Genomic DNA, 17,406 nt, shown 5'->3' on the forward strand with positions numbered 1-17,406 from the left:
GGGGGCGCTGAGCGCTCTACTCGATCCGTAACTTTGCATCGCGCACCACCTTGCCCCACTTGTCCATCTCCAGCCTGATACGCGCGCCGAACTGATCCGGCGTATTGGCGACCGGCTTGAAGCCGAGCACCGTGAGGCGTTCCTTGACGTCCGGCTGGGCCACGATTTTGGCGATCTCGCGATGGAGCAGATCGACGATCTCTTTCGGCGTCCCCGCAGGCGCGACGATGCCCGTGAGCGTGTCGGCGTCCTGATCCTTCACGCCCTGTTCGGCGAAGGTCGGCACGTCGGGCATCCCGGCGGCACGTTCGGTTGACGCCACGCCCAGCGCGCGCAGTTGTCCGCTCTGCACCGCCGACAGGGCAGGTGGCAGCGCGGTGAAGGCGATCGGCGTGTGCCCGCCGACCGTTGCCTGGATCGCCGGCCCGGCACCTGTGAAAGGCACGTGCACCAGGTCGAGTTTGAAGGCCAGCCGGAAGAGCTCGCCGCCCAGATGTGGCGTCGAACCGATACCGGGACCGGCAAAGCCGTACTTGCCGGGGTTGTCCCGAACGAGTTGCACCAACTCCGGGAGTGTCTTGGCGGGCACTTGGGGGTTGACCACCACGACGTTCGGCGAGACCGCGACCAGCGTTACCGGCACGAAATCCTTGACTGGATCATACGGCACCTTGGCGTAGAGGCTGGGATTCACCACGAAGCCGGTGCTGATGACCATGATGGTGTAGCCGTCCGGCGTCACGCGCGCGACCTGGCCGGCTGCAATGTTGCCGCCCGCACCGCCGACGTTCTCGACGAAGAATTGATGGCCGAGATTGTCAGTAAGCTTCTGGGCCACGATGCGGGCAATGGCATCGGTCGGTCCGCCGGCGGGAAAGCCGACCACGACGCGCACCGGTTTGCTCGGATAGCCTTGCGCCGATGATGCCACGACGCCGGACAGCAGCCACGTCGCCGCCAACACTACGCGCAAAGCCGCGACCATGGCGCTCTCCCCAATATGTTTGTTGGGGCCATCATCGGCGAGCCGGCCTCGCCAGGCAAGGGGGACTGCGACGGCGGGCGGGCGCTATTTCCTGAGCAGCGGCTTGATGCGCTCTTCCAGCTCCTCGAACGACATCGAGCCCTGCAGCCGCACACCGTTGAGAAAGAAAGTCGGCGTCGACGTGACCTTCACTTCCCGATGCGCGTATTGCTGATCGGCGTTCAGCTTGTCGAACTGCGCCTGGTCTTCCTCGCAGGTCTTGACGTCCTGCTCGCTCATGCCGTGCTGCCCCCCGACATAGATCAGCGTCTCCTTGGTCTGGGCCATCAGGCGGTCCTGCAGCTTGAATAACATCTCGACTGCTTTGAGGTATTTTTCGGAATCGCCGTGGCCGATGCAGCGCGCCAGTATCGAAGCTGCGGCGGCCTTGATGTCGAGCGGAAATTCCCGGAACACGAAACGTACCTTGCCGGTATCGATATATTTCGACCGCAACATCGGGAACACATTCTGGCCGAAGGCTGCGCAATGCGGGCAGCTCATCGAGGAATATTCGGTGATGGTGATTGGTGCTTTCTCAGATCCGATTGCAATGTCCGGCAGCGACACCGGCTTGGCGACTGCTGCGGCAATCGCGCTTTGTGCGAGGGTGACACCCGGGGCGGCCGTCGATGCAAAAGCGAGGAGGGCGGCGAAGGCAATGCGACAGCGAACGTTCAACGGTTACTCCGAAACGGATTGGTAAAAGGCCAGCGTGCAAGGCTGCGGCCTATCGACCATTCTACCGGTTTCGCGCGCCAAAGGCCATCTGGCTGCGATCGCAGTTGACCCTGAAGTGATCGCAATCCAATCATAGGCGACAGAAAGAAGGCGGCCCCTGCAAACCAAACAAGAGAACGTGATGACCCAACACACGGCGCTGTTGAACGAAACGCCGACAGCGGATGCCATGTTGCGCGCAAGGGCGCGGTTGGTGGTTCCAGGCGGCATGTGGGGCCATCTCAACGCTGCACGGCTCCCGGAAGGCTATCCGCAGTTCTTTGCCTCCGCGGAGGGCTGCCGCGTGCGCGACGTCAATGGCCGCGAATATATCGACTTCATGTGCAGTTGGGGGCCGATCGTGCTCGGCCATCGGCATCCCGAGGTTCAGGCGGCGACTGAAGCGCAGGCTGCCAAGGGAGACTGCTTCAACGGTCCGGGCGAGGTCATGGTGGAACTCGCCGAAGACCTCGTCGCCATGCTGCCGCATGCAGATTGGGCGATGTTTCAGAAGAACGGCGGCGATGCGACCACCAGCTGCGTGACGATCGCCCGCGCCGGCACCGGACGCCGCAAGGTGCTGGTCGCGCGTGGCAGCTATCACGGCGCGCTGCCATGGTGTTCGCCAAGTGTTGCCGGGGTAACGGCCGAGGATCGCGCGCATCTCCTGCCCTTCGAGTACAACGATGTGCAGAGCCTGCGGGCGGCCGTCGAAGAGGCGGGCAAGGATCTCGCTGCGATACTGGTGACGGCTTTCCGCCACGACATGGGACGCGATCTCGAATTGCCGACCAGGGAATTCGCGGCAGCCGCGCGTATGGCATGCGACGCGGCCGACGCCGCTTTGATTGTCGATGAAGTGCGGGCCGGCCTGCGCCTCGATGTCAGGGGGAGCTGGGAAGCGCTCGGCGTGCGTCCGGATCTGTGCGCCTGGAGCAAAGCGATCGCCAACGGCTACGCGCTGGCTGCCGTTACCGGCAACGACCGCTTTCGTGAAGCCGCCACCAAGGTCTTCGTCACCGGGTCGTTCTGGTGCGGCACGGTGGCGATGGCGGCTGCGCGGGCGACGTTGCGGATCGCGCGCGAAACTGATTTGGCCGGGGCATATCCACGCGATGGGCTTGCGGTTGCGCGAGGGACTGGCGTCGCTGGCGAACGAACATGGCATCGCGATCCGCCAGAGCGGCCCGCCGCAGATGCCGCTGATGCTGTTCGAGGCTGACCCGGATTTGCGCAAGGGCAGGGCGTTCTGCTCGGCTGCGCTACGCCACGGCGCGTTCTTTCATCCCCAGCACAATATGTTCCTGTCCTTGGCGCATCGCCCAGCCGATATCGACGAGGCGCTGCAAGCGGCCTCGCACGGTTTCAAGGCCGTCTGTGAACTGGAAGCGAGATCCAATCGATAAATGGTCGGTGTCGACCGGAGCTGATTTGGGATTTGCGGACAGCAATAAAAATGCCCCGCAAGGCGGTCTGTACGACCAACGATGGCGGGGCAGTCTTGGGAGAAAACGGCGAGATCGCCGAATGATGCGGACATCATCGTCGGGCATCATGTAGATCGACATTCCGCTCCTTTGGCTGCGTTCGCATTGAGCTGGATCAAACAGCCGGCCGCCCAGGCGCGCCAGCCCCCGGGGCTTCGGTTCGCGCCGCGCTCAGTTCATTACGCGATGCGGTTCCATGCGTGCTTACCAGGAGCCGGCGTATAGCACACCGGATGTTCGAACTCATGATGGCCCGCCAGGTGCGTGACCTCGACGCAATCGGCATTCAGGCGTTCGTTGTCGACCAACCGCTCCGCCAACACCAGCGCCTGGGAGGGGCCGACCGATTGGACCTCGATCTGGCGTTGCAGGCACTTGAAGCTGTGGCCATCGGAATTGCAGAGATCCTTGTAGAAGGAGACGCGATAATTGTTCATCTTGCACTCCCTTCCTTCCGGCACCTTGTCTTCCTTCCGGCACCTTGTCGGCCAGCTTATACTCTCATGCGTCCATGTCTGCCAGCCGCTGGTGGTTGCGCAGCACGATTTGACGGGCGCTCGAAAATACCAGAACGCCCTGGTCGCTGAGCTGTGAAAGCGCGCGCGAAACGGTTTCCAGCGTCAGGCCGAGGTAGTCGCCGATGTCGCGGCGGCACATCGGCAGGGCCATCATGCCGGCCTTGGCGAGCCGACGGTCCATCTCGAGCAGGAAGGTGGCTACCTTTTCCATCGCGGTCTTGCGGCCCAGAAGCAGCATGTGGTCTTCGGCGTGGCGGAGGACGCTTGCGGTCATGGTCCAGAGGTTATGGGCGACCTGGACATTCGATCCCGCGGCGGCTTCCAGGCTGCGGCGCTTCACCAGGCGGACGGTAGTATCGGCGATCGCTTCGGCCGTCAGGCGATGGGTCGAACCGGCATCGAGGCCGAACACGTCGCCGGGCAGATGGAAGGCGCCGATCTGGCGCCGTCCGTCGTTGAGGAGCTTGTAGGTGCGAACGGCGCCGCGGACCACCTGATAGACGTGCTCGGAAGGCTCACCCTCGCCGTAAATCTCCTCGTCCTTCCGGTAGGAAAACTCGGTGGCAATCAGGCCCGCGCAGGTCGCGATCACGCCGAATTGGTCGACTGCCGGAACACTCTGGGCGCACGGGGCAGGGAAAACCTTGGCGGCCGGGACTGCCGGGGCAGTGATCGTCTGGGTGAGCATTTGCCATCTCCTCGATGCGGGATGGCTTTGGTGTATCTGGCATTTTTGCCGCCCGATATTTGGGGCGATATCCTAAGGGCAGGCCCTTACGGGGTTTTACGGAGGCGAGCCTGTCGGCATTTTCAAGGCTGGCCTGCCGCGCCGGGCGGATCGATCGCGTTCCGAACGCATTCGACGAGGTTGCCCTCAAGGTTGGGCTTCAAAAGCACCTGGTGCACTCCGGCCGAGTTTGCCTTGGCCGAGATGTTTTCGTCCGGATAGCCCGTGATCAGAATGATCGGGGTCGCGACCTGGAGCCTCCTCAGACGGTGGGCCAGTTCCAGTCCGTCGAGTTCCGCCATCTTGTAGTCAACGACCAGACAATCCGCGCGGTTTCGGGTGGAAGATGCCAATAGCGCGATGGCGCTGCGGAACGTGCGGACGTCGAATCCTTCGGTTTCCAGTAGAAATCGCAACGACGTCCGGACATCGTAATCGTCATCGACGACGTAAATCATCGACTTCCCGGGCGGAAGGCTGACGCCGGATTCACCGCTGGCGCTGGTTCGGGTGTCGGTCATCCCGGCAAAATAGAGGTTTTGCCAGTTCCCGAATTGACATGGCTCAATCTTCGACGATGCCGGCCCTGATCGCAAACCGCACCAGCTCGGAAAGGTTGCCGGCCTGCATCTTGGTCATGACATTCGCCCGATAGACCTCCACCGTGCGCGGGCTGATATCGTATTCCCGGGCGATGGCCTTGTTCGATTGCCCGGTCACCAGCCCCTGCATCACCTGGCGTTCGCGCTGGGTAAGGCTGGCGACGCGGGCGGCCATATCGGCCGACATCGCCTCGCTTTTCGAACCGCTTTGGCACTCCGCCAGCGCGGTCTCGATCATGCCGATCAGCCGGTCATCCTCGAACGGCTTTTCGAGAAAATCGAGCGCCCCAAGCTTCATCGCTTCGACGGCGAGGGGCACGTCACCATGGCCGGTCATGACGATCACGGGGAGCTTTCGCGGGCCCGAATTGAGCCGACGCAGCAGCTCCATGCCGTCGATGCCCGGCATGCGCACGTCCGTGACCACACAGCCGGCATCCAGGCTCGCAAGCTCGTTGAGGAAAGCTAGCGCGGAATCGAAAAGGCGCACGTTGAAACCGGCGGAGCCCAGCAGGAAATCCAGTGAATCGCGCATCGCCGGATCGTCGTCGATGACATAGACTTTAGTGCTCTGCGGCATCGGTCATATCCTTGGCGTGCGCCGCGGGCAGCGTGAAACGGAACGTCGCGCCACCGGACCTGTTGGTTTCGGCCCACATCCGGCCACCGTGGGTTTCGATGATGGTGCGGCTGATGGAAAGGCCGACGCCCATGCCGGCCTCCTTTGTCGTGAAAAATGGCTGGAACAGGTGCGCAAGTGCATCGCCTGCAAAGCCGGGCCCGGTGTCGGAAACGGCAATTTCGATCATGTCATCTGCGGCTCTGGTGTTTGAGGCAATCAGCTCACGGTGCGTCGAGGCAGCCATCGCTTCCAGCGCATTGCGGAACAGGTTGACCAGGACCTGCTGAATCTGGACCCTGTCGGCAAGCACCAGGTCCCACGTCGGGTCCAGGTTGAAGCGCAGAAAAACGCCCTGTTCGCGGGCGCCGGTGAGCCCGAGCGCGCCGGCCTCTTCGATCATTTTTGAAAGACTCTCGACGCGCTTCTCGGACGCCTCGCGGGCGACGAAGTTGCGCAACCGCCTGATGATGTCGCCGGCGCGGATTGCCTGCTCAGCGGCGCGATCGAGCGCTGCTTCGATCTTCGGCACGTTGGCGTCGGTACTGCCCGCCAGCAGGCGGCGCGATCCCTTCATGTAATTGCTGATGGCCGACAGCGGCTGGTTGAGTTCGTGGGCGAGCGCGGAAGCCATCTCGCCCATCGCGCTTAGACGCGAGACGTGGACCAGTTCGGATTGCAGTTCCTGCAGCCGCGCCTGGGTCTGTTGCTGCTCGGTCAGATCGCGGACGAAGCCTGTAAAGAAGGGCTTTCCACCCGAATGCATCTCGCCGATGGTCAGATGCATCGGAAACGTGGTGCCGTCCTTGCGCATGCCGGTGACGATGCGGCCGATGCCGATGATGCGCCGTTCGCCGGTCTTGAGATAGCGGGAGATGTAGCCGTCATGACGGGTGCGATCCGGCTCCGGCATCAGCGCGCTGATATTCCTCCCGATCGCCTCGGCTTCGCTGTAGCCGAACTGGCGCGCGGCGGCGCTGGAGAAGAACTGCATGATGCCATGCTCGTCGATCACGATCATCGCATCGGGGATCGTATCCAGAATCGAGCGAAAGTGCCGCTCGCGTGTCCTGACCGTGTCCTCAAGGAGTTTCTCGCGGTTGATGTCGATCATGATGCCGCTGAGCCGGGCAGGGGCGCCATCGGGGCCATTGATGGTCGTGCCAACCGCACGCACCCAGTGCCCCTCATCCGACTGCCGGTGCACCCGGTATTGAACGTCGAAATTGCAGCCGGTATCGATCGACTGTTGCACGGCCTTTGTCGTGCGATCGCGATCCTGCGCATCGAGCAGGGAAAGAAAAAGGTCGTAGTCGACAGGCGCATCCGGTTCGACGCCGAAGAGCTTCCGGGTGGCGGTGGACCAGTTCAACTTCCGGGTCGACAACTCGAGATCCCAGGCGCCGACGCCCGATCCCTCGGCACCGCCGCGTGCGTTCTGGTCGAGTGGATCTTGATCTCGGAAGAGTCGGTCGGGGTCGATCATGCTTCGCTTTGCAGGCTGCTCTTGCGTATCAGATACTGCATTAAATCGAGCGTGTGAAATAGCAGCGAAGCGAAATTAAAAAAGGCGCGCACCCGATTGATATGAAATGAGATTTTGCTGAATCGCCAATACGGATTCCTGCCGGGTGCTCGATTGCAGATGCCTGGAAGAGCGAAGGTGGATCCTTGATCCAGGTCAGCTTCGAAGCGGAGCGGAGCTCTAGGATGCTGCGGTGTGTGGTCAGGGCTCAGACGGCATTTCATCGCGGCCAATGTCGGGGCGGGCGCCGTGATTGCCGGCGCCTGCGGCCACTCGCGATTGCGCCAATGGGTACCCAGCGGCGTTACGCGCCACTTTGCAACTGAATCGCGCCGCTGCGCGTTCCTGTCCCGTTAACGATCTACAATGGCGAGGAACCCCCGTGCATAGATTTCTCGAAGCGACCGCCGGGCAATACATGACGCGCGAGGTGAAAACGGTTACGCGCGACACCACCATGCGCGAGTTGCACAAGATGTTCGAGGCCGATGACTTCAACTGCTATCCGGTGCGCGAAGGCGATGACATCGTCGGCGTCGTGAGCAATTTCGATTTCCTGAAATGCTTTGCGTTCAACCCCGGCCGCATGGTTCCTGCCTATGACGATCTGTTGTCGCGGATGGTGGCGGATGTGATGACGCCGGAATTCATCTATGTCGATCCCGCAACGAAACTCACCCGCGTCCTGCAACTGATGGTGGACCACCGGATGAAGAGCCTTCCGGTGCTGGACGCCGAACAGCTTCTGGTCGGGATCATCGCGCGCGAGGACATCATGCGCGCTTTGACCGAGCACGCGCGCGGATAGACCGCGTCCGCAGCAGGCGGGCGGCACGCATGTGACGTTCTCGCGTTCCATGTATCAAGAAATGGCATAACGCCGCGGGCTGGTACGGCGCTACCGACGTCGCCATGTTAGAGAGGGTTCGCTCGGTCTCGATTGACGAGGATCAAACGCGGCTTGGTCGCGCCTGACTAGGCTGCAGATGCTTGCGTGAGGATATCGGACAAGATGCACGCCATGGTCCTGACAGCGCCCGGCGCGCCGCTGCGGTTTGAGCCGCGAGAGGATCCGGTCCCCGGGCCCGGAGATGTGCGCGTCAAGGTCGGTGCCTGCGGCGTGTGCCGGACCGATCTGCATGTCGTCGATGGAGAATTGCCTGATATCGCCTATCCGATCGTTCCCGGCCATGAGGTGGTCGGCCGGGTGGACGCGCTTGGGCCCGGTGTGGCCTCTCTTCGCGTTGGCGAGCGGGTCGGCGTTCCCTGGTTAGGCTATACCTGCGGCGAATGTTCCTATTGCAGGAGCGGCCGCGAAAACCTCTGTGACCGCCCGCGCTTTACCGGTTACACGCGGGACGGCGGCTTTGCCACGCATCTGGTCGCGGACGCCCGTTATTGCTTTCCGCTTGGCGAGGCCGGTGACGATGTCGCCATCGCGCCGCTGCTTTGCGCGGGCCTGATCGGCTGGCGCTCTCTGGTGATGGCGGGCGATGGAGAGCATCTCGGCATCTTCGGCTTCGGTGCGGCCGGGCATATCATCGCGCAGGTAGCCCGCTGGCAGGGGCGTTCGGTCTATGCGTTCACCCGTGCGGGCGATGTCGAGGCGCAGGGTCTTGCAACATCGCTTGGCGCCGAGTGGGCCGGCTCATCGGAGGATCAGCCGCCGGTGTCGCTCGATGCCGCGATTATTTTCGCGCCGGTGGGGAATCTCGTGCCCCTGGCGCTGCGCGCCGTGCGCAAAGGCGGGCGCGTGGTGTGCGCCGGCATTCACATGTCAGATATTCCCACGTTCCCCTACCATATCCTGTGGGAGGAGCGGCAGCTGCTTTCGGTCGCCAACCTCACGCGCGGCGACGGTATCGCGTTTTTCAAGATCGCAGCGCAAGCGGGCATCAGGACGCACACCAGCGTGTTTCCGTTGCGGGAAGCAAATGAAGTCCTCTCGAAGCTGCGCGCCGGGCAGATCACCGGCGCCGCCGTGCTGCAGCCATGACGGTTCGACCGCCAGCCGACACAGCCGCGGCCGAGGCTGAGCAGAAGCAGGCGCTCGACTTCCTCGATGGTTCCAGCTTCGGCCCGGCCGGCGGCGGCAAGCGGATCGACACCCATGCGTCCATGGTTTTTCTTGGCGCCGATCGGGCATTGAAGATCAAGCGGGCAGTGCGCTTGCCGTTCCTCGACTATTCGACACCGGAGAAGCGCAGGCGTGCCTGCGAGGAAGAGCTGAAGGTCAACGCCGTCAACGCCCCCGAGATCTACCGGCGCGTTGTCGCCATCACGCGCAATTCCGATGGCACCTTCGAAATCGACGGCACCGGTACTCCCGTCGAATGGGCGGTCGAAATGACGCGGTTCGACGACAATCAGTCGCTCGACCGTGTCGCCGCATCGAAGACGATCGATCCATCGCTTGCGAGGGCTGTAGCAGATGCGATTCTACGATCCCACGACAAGGCGCCGCGTGCGGACGGTGAAAGCTGGCTTACGTCCATTCCACCTATCATCGAACGCAATACCGCAAAGTTTCGCAACATGCGCGGACTTGATGCCGTTGCCGTGGATCGACTCGATGCTGCCAGCCGCGATGCTGCGTCGACACTGCAGCCACTGCTCCGACAGCGTGCCAAGCAAGGGTTCGTGCGCCGATGTCACGGCGATCTGCATCTCGCCAATATTGCCTTGGTCGACGGCCGACCGCTGCTGTTCGATGCCATCGAATTCGATCCCGTCATTGCGACGACGGATGTGCTCTACGATCTCGGCTTTACCTTGATGGATCTGGTCCACTTCAATCAGGCCGCGGCGGCAAACGAGGTATTCAATCGCTACCTTGCAGGGGCAGGGGATGAAGGTCTCGACGGCCTCCGGCTGCTGCCGCTATTTCTGTCGGTGCGGGCGGCGATCCGGGCGCACGTGCTGTTCATGAAGAGCGAACAGGCCGGAGGGAACGACGTGGTCTGGCAGGAGGCCAAGCGGTATTTCGATCTGGCGGGGCGACTGATCACGCCCAGGCCGCCGCTGCTGGTTGCGATCGGCGGATTGTCGGGGACGGGAAAGTCGGTGCTCGCACGCGGTCTCGCGGGTCTGATCGAGCCTCCGCCCGGCGCGGTGATTATCCGCTCGGACGTCGTTCGCAAGCACCTGTTCGGCGCCGGTGAAACCACGGCCCTGCCGGAATCCGCCTACCGGCCCGATGTCACGGAGCGCGTCTACGGCATGCTTTCGAGCGCCGCGCAGCGTGTCCTCGCCCAGGGCTGTTCGGTGGTACTCGATGCCGCTTATCTGCAGGAAGCGGAACGGACGGAAATCGCAGATCTCGCAGCCACTTGCGGCATACGCTTCGCCGGCCTGTTCCTCACGGCGGATCTTGCGACGCGGCTGGCGCGGATCGAACAACGCAGGGGCGATGCGTCTGATGCAACACGGAATGTTGCCTTGCAGCAGGAGACTTTCGCGATCGGCGCGGTAGACTGGCATATAATCGATGCCTCGGGGACGCCGGACCAGTCGCTCCGCAGCGCCCGTACTTCCTTGTTTGCGGTACCGGACGAGCGTTGACGATGAGAGCCCGCCCAATCGAAACGTCCAGCCGGCGCGAGGGCGCTGAAGCCGTGGATCTCGATTGTGCAGCCGCATTCCAGAAGATGACGCTCGATTGCGTCGCGGCTATCAAGGCCCATCACAGCAGCGCGTGCGCCGGCGATGCCGAGGCCGTGCATCAGATCCGCGTCGCGATCACGCGGTTGCGTGCCGCCGTGGCGTTCTTCGCGCCGATTGTGGCCGATGCGGAATGGCTGCGCCTGAAGAAGGAAATCGCCTGGCTGAATGGCCCGCTGGGCGCCGCACGTGACAGTGATGTTGTCATGGAATATGCGCGCCGCAAGCGATACCGCGCGTGGTCGCAGCATATGATCGGCGAGCAACCAGATCAGCGCCAGGTGCGGAACCACCGCCGCCTGGTTCGCTGCCTGCGCTCCGCGCGGACGCAACGCCTGGTCGCGGCAATGGCACGCTGGATCAGACAGGGAGCGTGGCTGGAGCGCTACAGGCGGCGCCAGGATGCGGAGGCTCTGCAATCCTATTGCGCGGGCGAACTCAACCGCTGGCGCGCACGGCTGGTCCGCAAGGGCCGGCACCTGAAGACTTTGGGTGCGTCACGCCGTCACCGGCTACGGATCAAGGCCAAACACTTCCGCTACATACTCGAAGCCTTGACTGAAATCGTCGCGCCGCGGGGCCGGGGCGAATTCCATGGCCTGCACCGGCCGGCAAAGCGGCTGCAGCGTGCATTGGGCGACATGCGCGATCTCGAGCGCTTCGCCGGCCTTGCCAGCGGATCGCCGCAGGTCGAAAATGGCAAACGAGGCAGGAAGTATCCGCCGGGCTATCGCAATCGAAGGGAAAAGATGTTCGACGCCGCCATCGCGGCTTATCGTGACCTCAAGCACGCCGGAGCCTGCTGACGTCGCCGTTTACATGCGTCGCCGCCCGGCATTGGCCGCGCTTGATGTGCATCAAACCTCGCCAGCCATCCGTCGGTTACGTTCGCCGGGAGCAACTCGAACGGGGCCGCAGGTCCCCGCAAATGTGTGGGAGAATGGCGATGTTCAGAAACATTCTGGTTCATATTCCCTCCGAGCGGCCGGTCAGGCCGGTGATTGAGGTCGCAGTCGCGCTGACCATTGCGCGCCGGTCGCATCTCGATGCCGTAGCCATCGGCTATGAATCGATGAGCGCCGCCGGGATGCTTGTGGAGGGTGCCGGCGCCGGCGTTGCCGCCGTCATGGGCGCTGAACTGGAGCGCGCCCAGGAGCGGGCGAACACCGCGATCGCCGCGTTCGAGATCGAGGCCAAGCTCGCAAAAATCGCCTATGGCGTCAGGAGCTTTGCGGCGATCCCCGTCGAGGCCGGGCAGACCATCGGGGCGCTTGCCCGGCTCTACGACATGACGATCGTGCTGCAGCCGGAATCCTCGAAGGCCAGCTACGACAACGAGATTCCGCAGCAGATCCTGTTCAATTCCGGCGGGCCGATGCTGATGGTTCCCTATATCCACAAGGGACCGCTCGACGCCCACCAGGTCGGCATCGCCTGGGACGGCAGCCGCCTGGCGGCCCGCGCAGTGCGCGATGCGATGCCGTTTCTGATGGGCGCAAAGGCCGTGACCGTGATTGCGATCAATGAGGAGGCGGGTGAGGCTTCCTCCGACCAGCTCGTTGCGCATCTGGGGCGGCGCGGCATTACGGCCCGGGTGCAGCGGCTGACGATGGATCGCGGCAATGTTCAGGGCGCGATTCTGTCGGTCGCGGCCGAAAGCAATATCGGCCTGCTGGTGATGGGCGGATACGGCCATTCGCGATTGCAGGAGCGAATTCTGGGCGGTGTCACGCGCAGCATGTTCGACTGCATGACCGTGCCGGTACTGATGTCGCACTGACAGGTTCGGGCGAGCGGGAATGCGATCTTCAGTCCCGGTCAGCTCCGACAGGGGCTGACGGTCGCAATCCCGCCAGTTTGATGCATTTCAATGTTGACTTGATGCCAATCAGATAACGCTTCGGTAAAATCCGCACATCGGAGATTGTCATGGCACAGCTGTCTGAGCGGGCCGCTTCCGGTTCTTGTCAGCCGGGCGAAAATGCGGAGGCGGAAGCTGCCAAGTTGAACCAGAGCGCGTTGGAGTTCATGCTCGGCGCGCAAAAGATGATGTTAGAGGAGTTGATATTTTTCGGTGACGAGATGCTGGAGAGGACGCGCATAGAAATGCAGATCTTCAACGAGTTCGTCACGAAAATGGCGGGTGCGCATTCCGTCAGGGACGTAAGGACGATGTACCAGCAATGCGGCGAGCATCAACTCGACTTCTTCCGCCGCGACTCCGAGCGGCTGTTCAAGCATAGTGAACGGATGATCGCGACCACGTCGAAACTAATCAAGGGCCTTCCATTGAACTGATCGGCCCCCGTTTCGGACAAGGGGGTGTCATCGGGCCGAGATCGTGCCGCGTTATCTTGTCGCTGGGAACACATTGCGTGGGATATCGGTTCACAGGTGTCCACGACCTGCCGGATAGCAAGGCCCGATGTCCACCTATCGCCTGAAGAATCTGCTTTCGCCGCATTCCGTCGCGCTGGTCGGGGCCAGTCCGCGCCATGGCTCGGTCGGCCGCGCCATTCTCAACAATATTCGCAAAGCCCAATTCAAGGGCGAATTCGGCCTCGTCAATCCGCGCTATCACGAGATCGATGGTGTCGCGACCGTCGGCAGCATCGCAAAACTGGCTTTTGCGCCGGAGCTCGTTGTCCTGACCGCGCCGGCTCGTGCCATCGCAGGCCTGATCGATGAGGCGGGCCGCCGCGGTACGGCAGGCGCCGTCATTGTCAGTGCCGGACTCGGTCACGGTCCGGGTTCGCTGGCGGATGCAGCGGAGCGCACCGCGCAAAAATACGGCATGCGGCTGATCGGACCGAATTGCCTGGGCATCATGATGCCTTGCGTCAGTCTCAATGCGAGTTTTTCCGCGCATATGCCAGCCGCGGGAAATCTGGCGCTGATCTCGCAGTCCGGCGCCATTGCAGCCGGCATGGTCGACTGGGCGGCACAGCGGGCCGTTGGCTTCTCCGGAATCGTGTCGATCGGCGACCAGCTCGATGTCGATATCGCCGATCTGTTGGATTACTTTGCGCTCGATGAAAGAACCCATGCCATCCTGCTTTACATCGAGGCGATCAAGGATGCCCGCAAGTTCATGTCGGCGGCGCGGGCCGCCGCGAGAATAAAGCCCGTCGTGGTCGTCAAGTCAGGCCGGCAGGGCGCGCGGGCGGCTGCAACCCATACCGGCGCGCTGGCCGGGGCAGACGCCGTCTACGACGCAGCCTTTCAGCGCGCCGGCATCCTGCGCGTATCGGACTTGCGCGAATTGTTTGACTGCGCCGAGACGCTCGGGCGGCTCAAATCGCCGCCCGGAAAGCGGCTTGCGATCCTGACCAATGGCGGCGGCATCGGCGTATTGGCGATTGACCGGCTGGTCGAACTCGGCGGCGCTCCCGCCGACATCTCGCCTGCGACCCGCGACAAGCTCGATGCGGTATTGCCCCCGACATGGTCGAGATCGAACCCGGTCGATATCGTCGGCGATTCCGACCCCGCGCGCTATGCCGCGGCGCTCGAAGTGTTGCTGGCCGACGCGAGCAACGACGCCGTGCTGGTGATGAATGTCCAGACGGCGATCGCCCGTGCCGATGACATTGGAGCGGCCGTGATCGGTGTGGTCGGGAAATATCGCGCCGAGCGCCGCATGTCGCCGAAGCCCGTGCTGGCGGTCTGGGTCGGGGCGGACCAGTCGATCAGCGACTTGCTGAGCGGAGCGGGAATTCCGAACTATCAAACCGGTGGCGACGCCGTCCTCGGCTTCATGCATCTGGTGCGCCATCGCGAGGTGGTGGAGGCGCTGGCTCAGGTTCCGCCCGCCATGCCGAGCGAATTTGCGCCCGATATCAATGCGGCGCGGCAGATCGTTGCCGCGGCGCTGGCTGACGGCCGCTCCTGGCTCGATCCGATCGAGGTCAAGCGGCTGCTCGACGCCTACGAGATCGCCGTCGTGCCGACGTTTGCCGCCGCCAATGCCGAAGAGGCGGTCGCGCATGCGAACGCAATCTTCGCAAAGGGCTCGACCGTCGTGCTCAAGATCATGTCGCGCGACATCGTGCATAAATCCGATGTCGGCGGCGTCGTGCTCAACCTCACCAGCGCCGACGCGGTGCGCAAGGCGACCGCCGAGATTCTCGCGCGCGCAAGATCGTTGCGGCCGGAGGCGCGGATTTCGGGCGTGATGGTGCAGGCGATGGTGGTGCGGGCGAAGGTGCGCGAACTGATTCTCGGCCTCGCCGACGATCCGACCTTCGGCACCGTCGTCGTGTTCGGCCGCGGCGGCACGGCGGTCGAGATCATAAACGACAAGGCGCTGGCGCTGCCGCCGCTCGACCTGCAACTGGCGCGCAGCCTGATCGAGCGCACCCGCGTCTCGCGGCTGCTCTGCGCCTATCGCGACGTGCCGGCGGTGAAGCCGGACGCCGTCGCGACGGTTCTGGTCAAGCTGGCGCAGATGGCCGCCGACATTCCCGAAATCCGCGGGCTCGATATCAACCCGCTGCTGGCCGATGAAGCCGGCGTGCTCGCCGTCGACGCCCGCGTCGTGATCGGCCGCGTGGAACGAAAGTTTCGCGGCTCGGGCCCGGCGAACTTCGCCGTGCGGCCCTATCCCTCGCAATGGCAGCGTCACATCGAGGTCAAGGACGGCTGGCGCGTGTTCGTTCGTCCGATCCGGCCCGAGGACGAGCCGCTGATCCACGAAATGTTGAAGCACGTCACGATGCAGGACTTGCGGCTACGGTTTTTCGCGCCGATGAAGGAGTTTTCCCATGAATTCATCGCCCGCCTGACCCAGCTCGATTATGCCCGGGCAATGGCCTTTGTCGCGATCGACGAGGCGACCAACAAGCTGGTCGGCGTAGTCAGGATCCATTCGGACTCGATCTATGAGAGCGGCGAATATGCGATCCTGTTGCGGTCGGACCTGAAGGGCAGGGGGCTCGGCTGGACCCTGATGCAGATGATCATCGAATATGCAAAATCCGATGGGTTGAAAGCCATCTCCGGTGACGTGCTGGCCGAGAACACGGTCATGCTCGCGATGTGCCGCAGCCTTGGCTTCGAGGTGAAGTCGGATCCGGTCGAACATGACATCTGCAACGTCAGACTGACGCTTTGAACCGATCGATCCGCAGTGGGCCTGCCGGCTAAACTGGTCGATTAGAAAGGTGCCGGCTGGCGCGCGATTGCCGATGACGAACCTGCTCATCCGAACTATTCCCGTCCAGCAGGGCCGGATGCCACCAAAACGAGAGGAGTGAGGGGCCGCCGCGTTTGCATTGCACAATGGTGAATGCTTGGCAGACTTTCACAATTCGCGCACTCTCCGTACGAGTCGGTCATGACATCGGGGATGCGCATGGACGTCGCGGAAGTCGTTGTTGTCGTTTTGCTGGCGATTTGGGGCCCGCCTCTGCTGTTCGTGGCGTTTCTGCTGCGGCCAATCAAAATAGCCGGCTCACGACCCAAACGATGAGGAACATCCAACCGGCCATCGCAAGCACGATGGCGGTCAAGTAACTCACCTTCATCCACGTGTAGCGCACCGGCGGTCCTCAAGAACAAAGCCGCCAAGCGGAATATATTCGCTGGACGGCCCTGCCGAGTGTGGGCCTCAAAAGCGGACGTTCAAATGCGCTGGACTTGCCAAGCCGCCCGGTGCACCAGAGGCCCTGAGATCGAATTGGAAGCCGAGGTGGCATGCAACTGTTGCTGATTACTGGGCCCGCCGGGGTAGGTAAATCGACGCTGAGCTGGGAAATGAGTGCCCAACTCGCCGCGGCTCAAGTCGCTCATGCAGTTATCGAGACCGATGAACTCGATAGGGTGTTCCCGCGCCCCAATACAAACGAGCTTGATAGAATTCAGCCCGGCACGATTGACGTCAGCAGCATCAACCTGGCTGCGATCTGGTCGACATACCAAGCCTTGATGCACCTGAGTTTTGACAAACGATGGATACTTTCTGCCATACCCGAAGCGCGGATTACGGTAGTCCGTATGTTGGCTGCCGAGCCTACACTGTTGGCACGACTTGCGCAGCGCGAGATCGGTTCTGGGGCAGACGAACAGGCACAGCGCTCGCTTCGGCAAGCAAGGCGCATGGCAAGCCAAGATGCCGAAGGCATTATCGTTCTACCTACGGACGGCAAAAGACCTGCGGAACTGGCAGAGATCATTCTTCGGAAAACTGGCTGGCTCAATATCGGCGGTCAGCAAAAAGATTAAGCCTACCACCGAGACGACCGATAATCTGCTTTGAGATCGTAAGCTGCCTTTGTTGCGTTGAACCAGCTTGGGGACCGGTCAAGAGATATCGGGCTATAGCGTAGAAACGGCGGTTCACCATGCTGCTTGGTGGAGTGCGGTGATCGGCGGCAATATCGGACGATAGAGGGCAATCGGTGAGCGGCCCGAGACATAGGTGACATTTCGTACCGGACACATGGGTTACACTTTTCGCTTTTTTTGCAAGCGGGAGGTGTGGATGCCGTGGAAAGCGAGTTCGGTGATGGAAGAACGGCTTCGCT

At 62.5% G+C, this 17,406-nt stretch carries 15 protein-coding genes and 1 pseudogene; 9 read left to right on the forward strand and 7 right to left on the reverse strand.

Annotated elements, in window-relative coordinates; genetic code table 11:
* Nucleotides 1-16 precede the first annotated feature (16 nt).
* The gene (locus C7G61_RS35985) at nucleotides 17-985 is read right to left on the reverse strand and encodes a Bug family tripartite tricarboxylate transporter substrate binding protein (RefSeq protein ID WP_108522442.1); all 969 of its coding nucleotides are present in this window, start codon (nucleotides 983-985) and stop codon (nucleotides 17-19) included.
* Nucleotides 986-1,069: 84 nt separating this feature from the next.
* Nucleotides 1,070-1,705, reverse strand: a complete 636-nt coding sequence (locus tag C7G61_RS35990; RefSeq protein WP_108522443.1) for a DsbA family protein — start codon at nucleotides 1,703-1,705, stop codon at nucleotides 1,070-1,072.
* 181 nt (nucleotides 1,706-1,886) lie between these two features.
* Between C7G61_RS35990 and C7G61_RS35995 the strand changes: the two are divergent.
* Nucleotides 1,887-3,150 (forward strand): annotated as a pseudogene (locus tag C7G61_RS35995) (aminotransferase class III-fold pyridoxal phosphate-dependent enzyme).
* A gap of 260 nt (nucleotides 3,151-3,410) precedes the next feature.
* On the opposite strand, the gene C7G61_RS36000 reads toward C7G61_RS35995, so the two are convergent.
* The 5 genes from C7G61_RS36000 to fixL all read right to left on the reverse strand — a co-directional run bounded on the left by C7G61_RS36000 (nucleotide 3,411) and on the right by fixL (nucleotide 7,183).
* Entirely contained in the window at nucleotides 3,411-3,668 is a 258-nt protein-coding gene (locus tag C7G61_RS36000; protein WP_108522444.1) for a hypothetical protein, read from the reverse strand.
* A gap of 64 nt (nucleotides 3,669-3,732) precedes the next feature.
* Complete coding sequence (locus C7G61_RS36005; RefSeq protein ID WP_108522445.1) at nucleotides 3,733-4,437, reverse strand: helix-turn-helix domain-containing protein; 705 nt, start codon at nucleotides 4,435-4,437, stop codon at nucleotides 3,733-3,735.
* Nucleotides 4,438-4,559: 122 nt separating this feature from the next.
* A complete protein-coding gene (locus C7G61_RS36010) occupies nucleotides 4,560-4,997 on the reverse strand; it encodes a response regulator (protein ID WP_244608622.1) in 438 nt (145 codons plus the stop codon).
* Nucleotides 4,998-5,040: 43 nt separating this feature from the next.
* Entirely contained in the window at nucleotides 5,041-5,658 is a 618-nt protein-coding gene (gene fixJ / locus C7G61_RS36015; protein WP_108522446.1) for a response regulator FixJ, read from the reverse strand.
* Nucleotides 5,642-7,183: a sensor protein FixL gene (gene fixL, locus C7G61_RS36020; protein ID WP_108522447.1), complete on the reverse strand. Its 1,542-nt coding sequence runs from the start codon at nucleotides 7,181-7,183 to the stop codon at nucleotides 5,642-5,644. Before fixL ends, fixJ begins: the two co-directional genes overlap by 17 nt.
* A gap of 421 nt (nucleotides 7,184-7,604) precedes the next feature.
* Between fixL and C7G61_RS36025 the strand changes: the two genes are divergently transcribed.
* The 8 genes from C7G61_RS36025 (at nucleotide 7,605) to C7G61_RS36060 (ending at nucleotide 17,104) form a co-directional block, all read left to right on the forward strand.
* Entirely contained in the window at nucleotides 7,605-8,030 is a 426-nt protein-coding gene (locus C7G61_RS36025) for a CBS domain-containing protein (RefSeq protein WP_108522448.1), read from the forward strand.
* 204 nt (nucleotides 8,031-8,234) lie between these two features.
* Nucleotides 8,235-9,218 carry a zinc-dependent alcohol dehydrogenase family protein gene (locus tag C7G61_RS36030; RefSeq protein ID WP_108522449.1) on the forward strand — a complete coding sequence of 328 codons (984 nt, stop codon included), beginning with the start codon at nucleotides 8,235-8,237 and terminating at the stop codon, nucleotides 9,216-9,218.
* Nucleotides 9,215-10,783 carry a bifunctional aminoglycoside phosphotransferase/ATP-binding protein gene (locus tag C7G61_RS36035; protein WP_108522450.1) on the forward strand — a complete coding sequence of 523 codons (1,569 nt, stop codon included), beginning with the start codon at nucleotides 9,215-9,217 and terminating at the stop codon, nucleotides 10,781-10,783. Before C7G61_RS36030 ends, C7G61_RS36035 begins: the two co-directional genes overlap by 4 nt.
* Before the next feature lie 2 nt (nucleotides 10,784-10,785).
* Nucleotides 10,786-11,688, forward strand: a complete 903-nt coding sequence (locus tag C7G61_RS36040; RefSeq protein ID WP_108522451.1) for a CHAD domain-containing protein — start codon at nucleotides 10,786-10,788, stop codon at nucleotides 11,686-11,688.
* A 140-nt stretch (nucleotides 11,689-11,828) separates the two neighbouring features.
* Nucleotides 11,829-12,662, forward strand: a complete 834-nt coding sequence (locus C7G61_RS36045; protein WP_108522452.1) for a universal stress protein — start codon at nucleotides 11,829-11,831, stop codon at nucleotides 12,660-12,662.
* Between the two features lie 149 nt (nucleotides 12,663-12,811).
* Complete coding sequence (locus C7G61_RS36050) at nucleotides 12,812-13,180, forward strand: hypothetical protein (RefSeq protein WP_108522453.1); 369 nt, start codon at nucleotides 12,812-12,814, stop codon at nucleotides 13,178-13,180.
* Nucleotides 13,181-13,307: 127 nt separating this feature from the next.
* Nucleotides 13,308-15,995 (forward strand): bifunctional acetate--CoA ligase family protein/GNAT family N-acetyltransferase, encoded by a 2,688-nt coding sequence (locus C7G61_RS36055; protein ID WP_108522454.1) that lies wholly within the window; start codon nucleotides 13,308-13,310, stop codon nucleotides 15,993-15,995.
* Nucleotides 15,996-16,576: 581 nt separating this feature from the next.
* The gene (locus tag C7G61_RS36060; protein ID WP_108522455.1) at nucleotides 16,577-17,104 is read left to right on the forward strand and encodes an ATP-binding protein; all 528 of its coding nucleotides are present in this window, start codon (nucleotides 16,577-16,579) and stop codon (nucleotides 17,102-17,104) included.
* Nucleotides 17,105-17,406 lie beyond the last annotated feature (302 nt).

It is taken from the genome of Bradyrhizobium algeriense (genome assembly GCF_003062295.1).
Taxonomy (GTDB): Bacteria; Pseudomonadota; Alphaproteobacteria; order Rhizobiales; family Xanthobacteraceae; genus Bradyrhizobium; species Bradyrhizobium algeriense.

Excerpts from the sequence above, each read along its gene's own strand:
- C7G61_RS35985 (WP_108522442.1), bottom strand. The coding sequence starts at position 985 with ATGGTCGCGGCTTTGCGCGTAGTGTTGGCGGCGACGTGGCTGCTGTCC.
- C7G61_RS36000 (WP_108522444.1), bottom strand. The coding sequence starts at position 3,668 with ATGAACAATTATCGCGTCTCCTTCTACAAGGATCTCTGCAATTCCGAT.
- C7G61_RS36005 (WP_108522445.1), bottom strand. The coding sequence starts at position 4,437 with ATGCTCACCCAGACGATCACTGCCCCGGCAGTCCCGGCCGCCAAGGTT.
- C7G61_RS36010 (WP_244608622.1), bottom strand. The coding sequence starts at position 4,997 with ATGACCGACACCCGAACCAGCGCCAGCGGTGAATCCGGCGTCAGCCTT.
- fixJ (WP_108522446.1), bottom strand. The coding sequence starts at position 5,658 with ATGCCGCAGAGCACTAAAGTCTATGTCATCGACGACGATCCGGCGATG.
- fixL (WP_108522447.1), bottom strand. The coding sequence starts at position 7,183 with ATGATCGACCCCGACCGACTCTTCCGAGATCAAGATCCACTCGACCAG.
- C7G61_RS36030 (WP_108522449.1), top strand. The coding sequence starts at position 8,235 with ATGCACGCCATGGTCCTGACAGCGCCCGGCGCGCCGCTGCGGTTTGAG.
- C7G61_RS36035 (WP_108522450.1), top strand. The coding sequence starts at position 9,215 with ATGACGGTTCGACCGCCAGCCGACACAGCCGCGGCCGAGGCTGAGCAG.
- C7G61_RS36040 (WP_108522451.1), top strand. The coding sequence starts at position 10,786 with ATGAGAGCCCGCCCAATCGAAACGTCCAGCCGGCGCGAGGGCGCTGAA.
- C7G61_RS36045 (WP_108522452.1), top strand. The coding sequence starts at position 11,829 with ATGTTCAGAAACATTCTGGTTCATATTCCCTCCGAGCGGCCGGTCAGG.
- C7G61_RS36050 (WP_108522453.1), top strand. The coding sequence starts at position 12,812 with ATGGCACAGCTGTCTGAGCGGGCCGCTTCCGGTTCTTGTCAGCCGGGC.
- C7G61_RS36055 (WP_108522454.1), top strand. The coding sequence starts at position 13,308 with ATGTCCACCTATCGCCTGAAGAATCTGCTTTCGCCGCATTCCGTCGCG.
- C7G61_RS36060 (WP_108522455.1), top strand. The coding sequence starts at position 16,577 with ATGCAACTGTTGCTGATTACTGGGCCCGCCGGGGTAGGTAAATCGACG.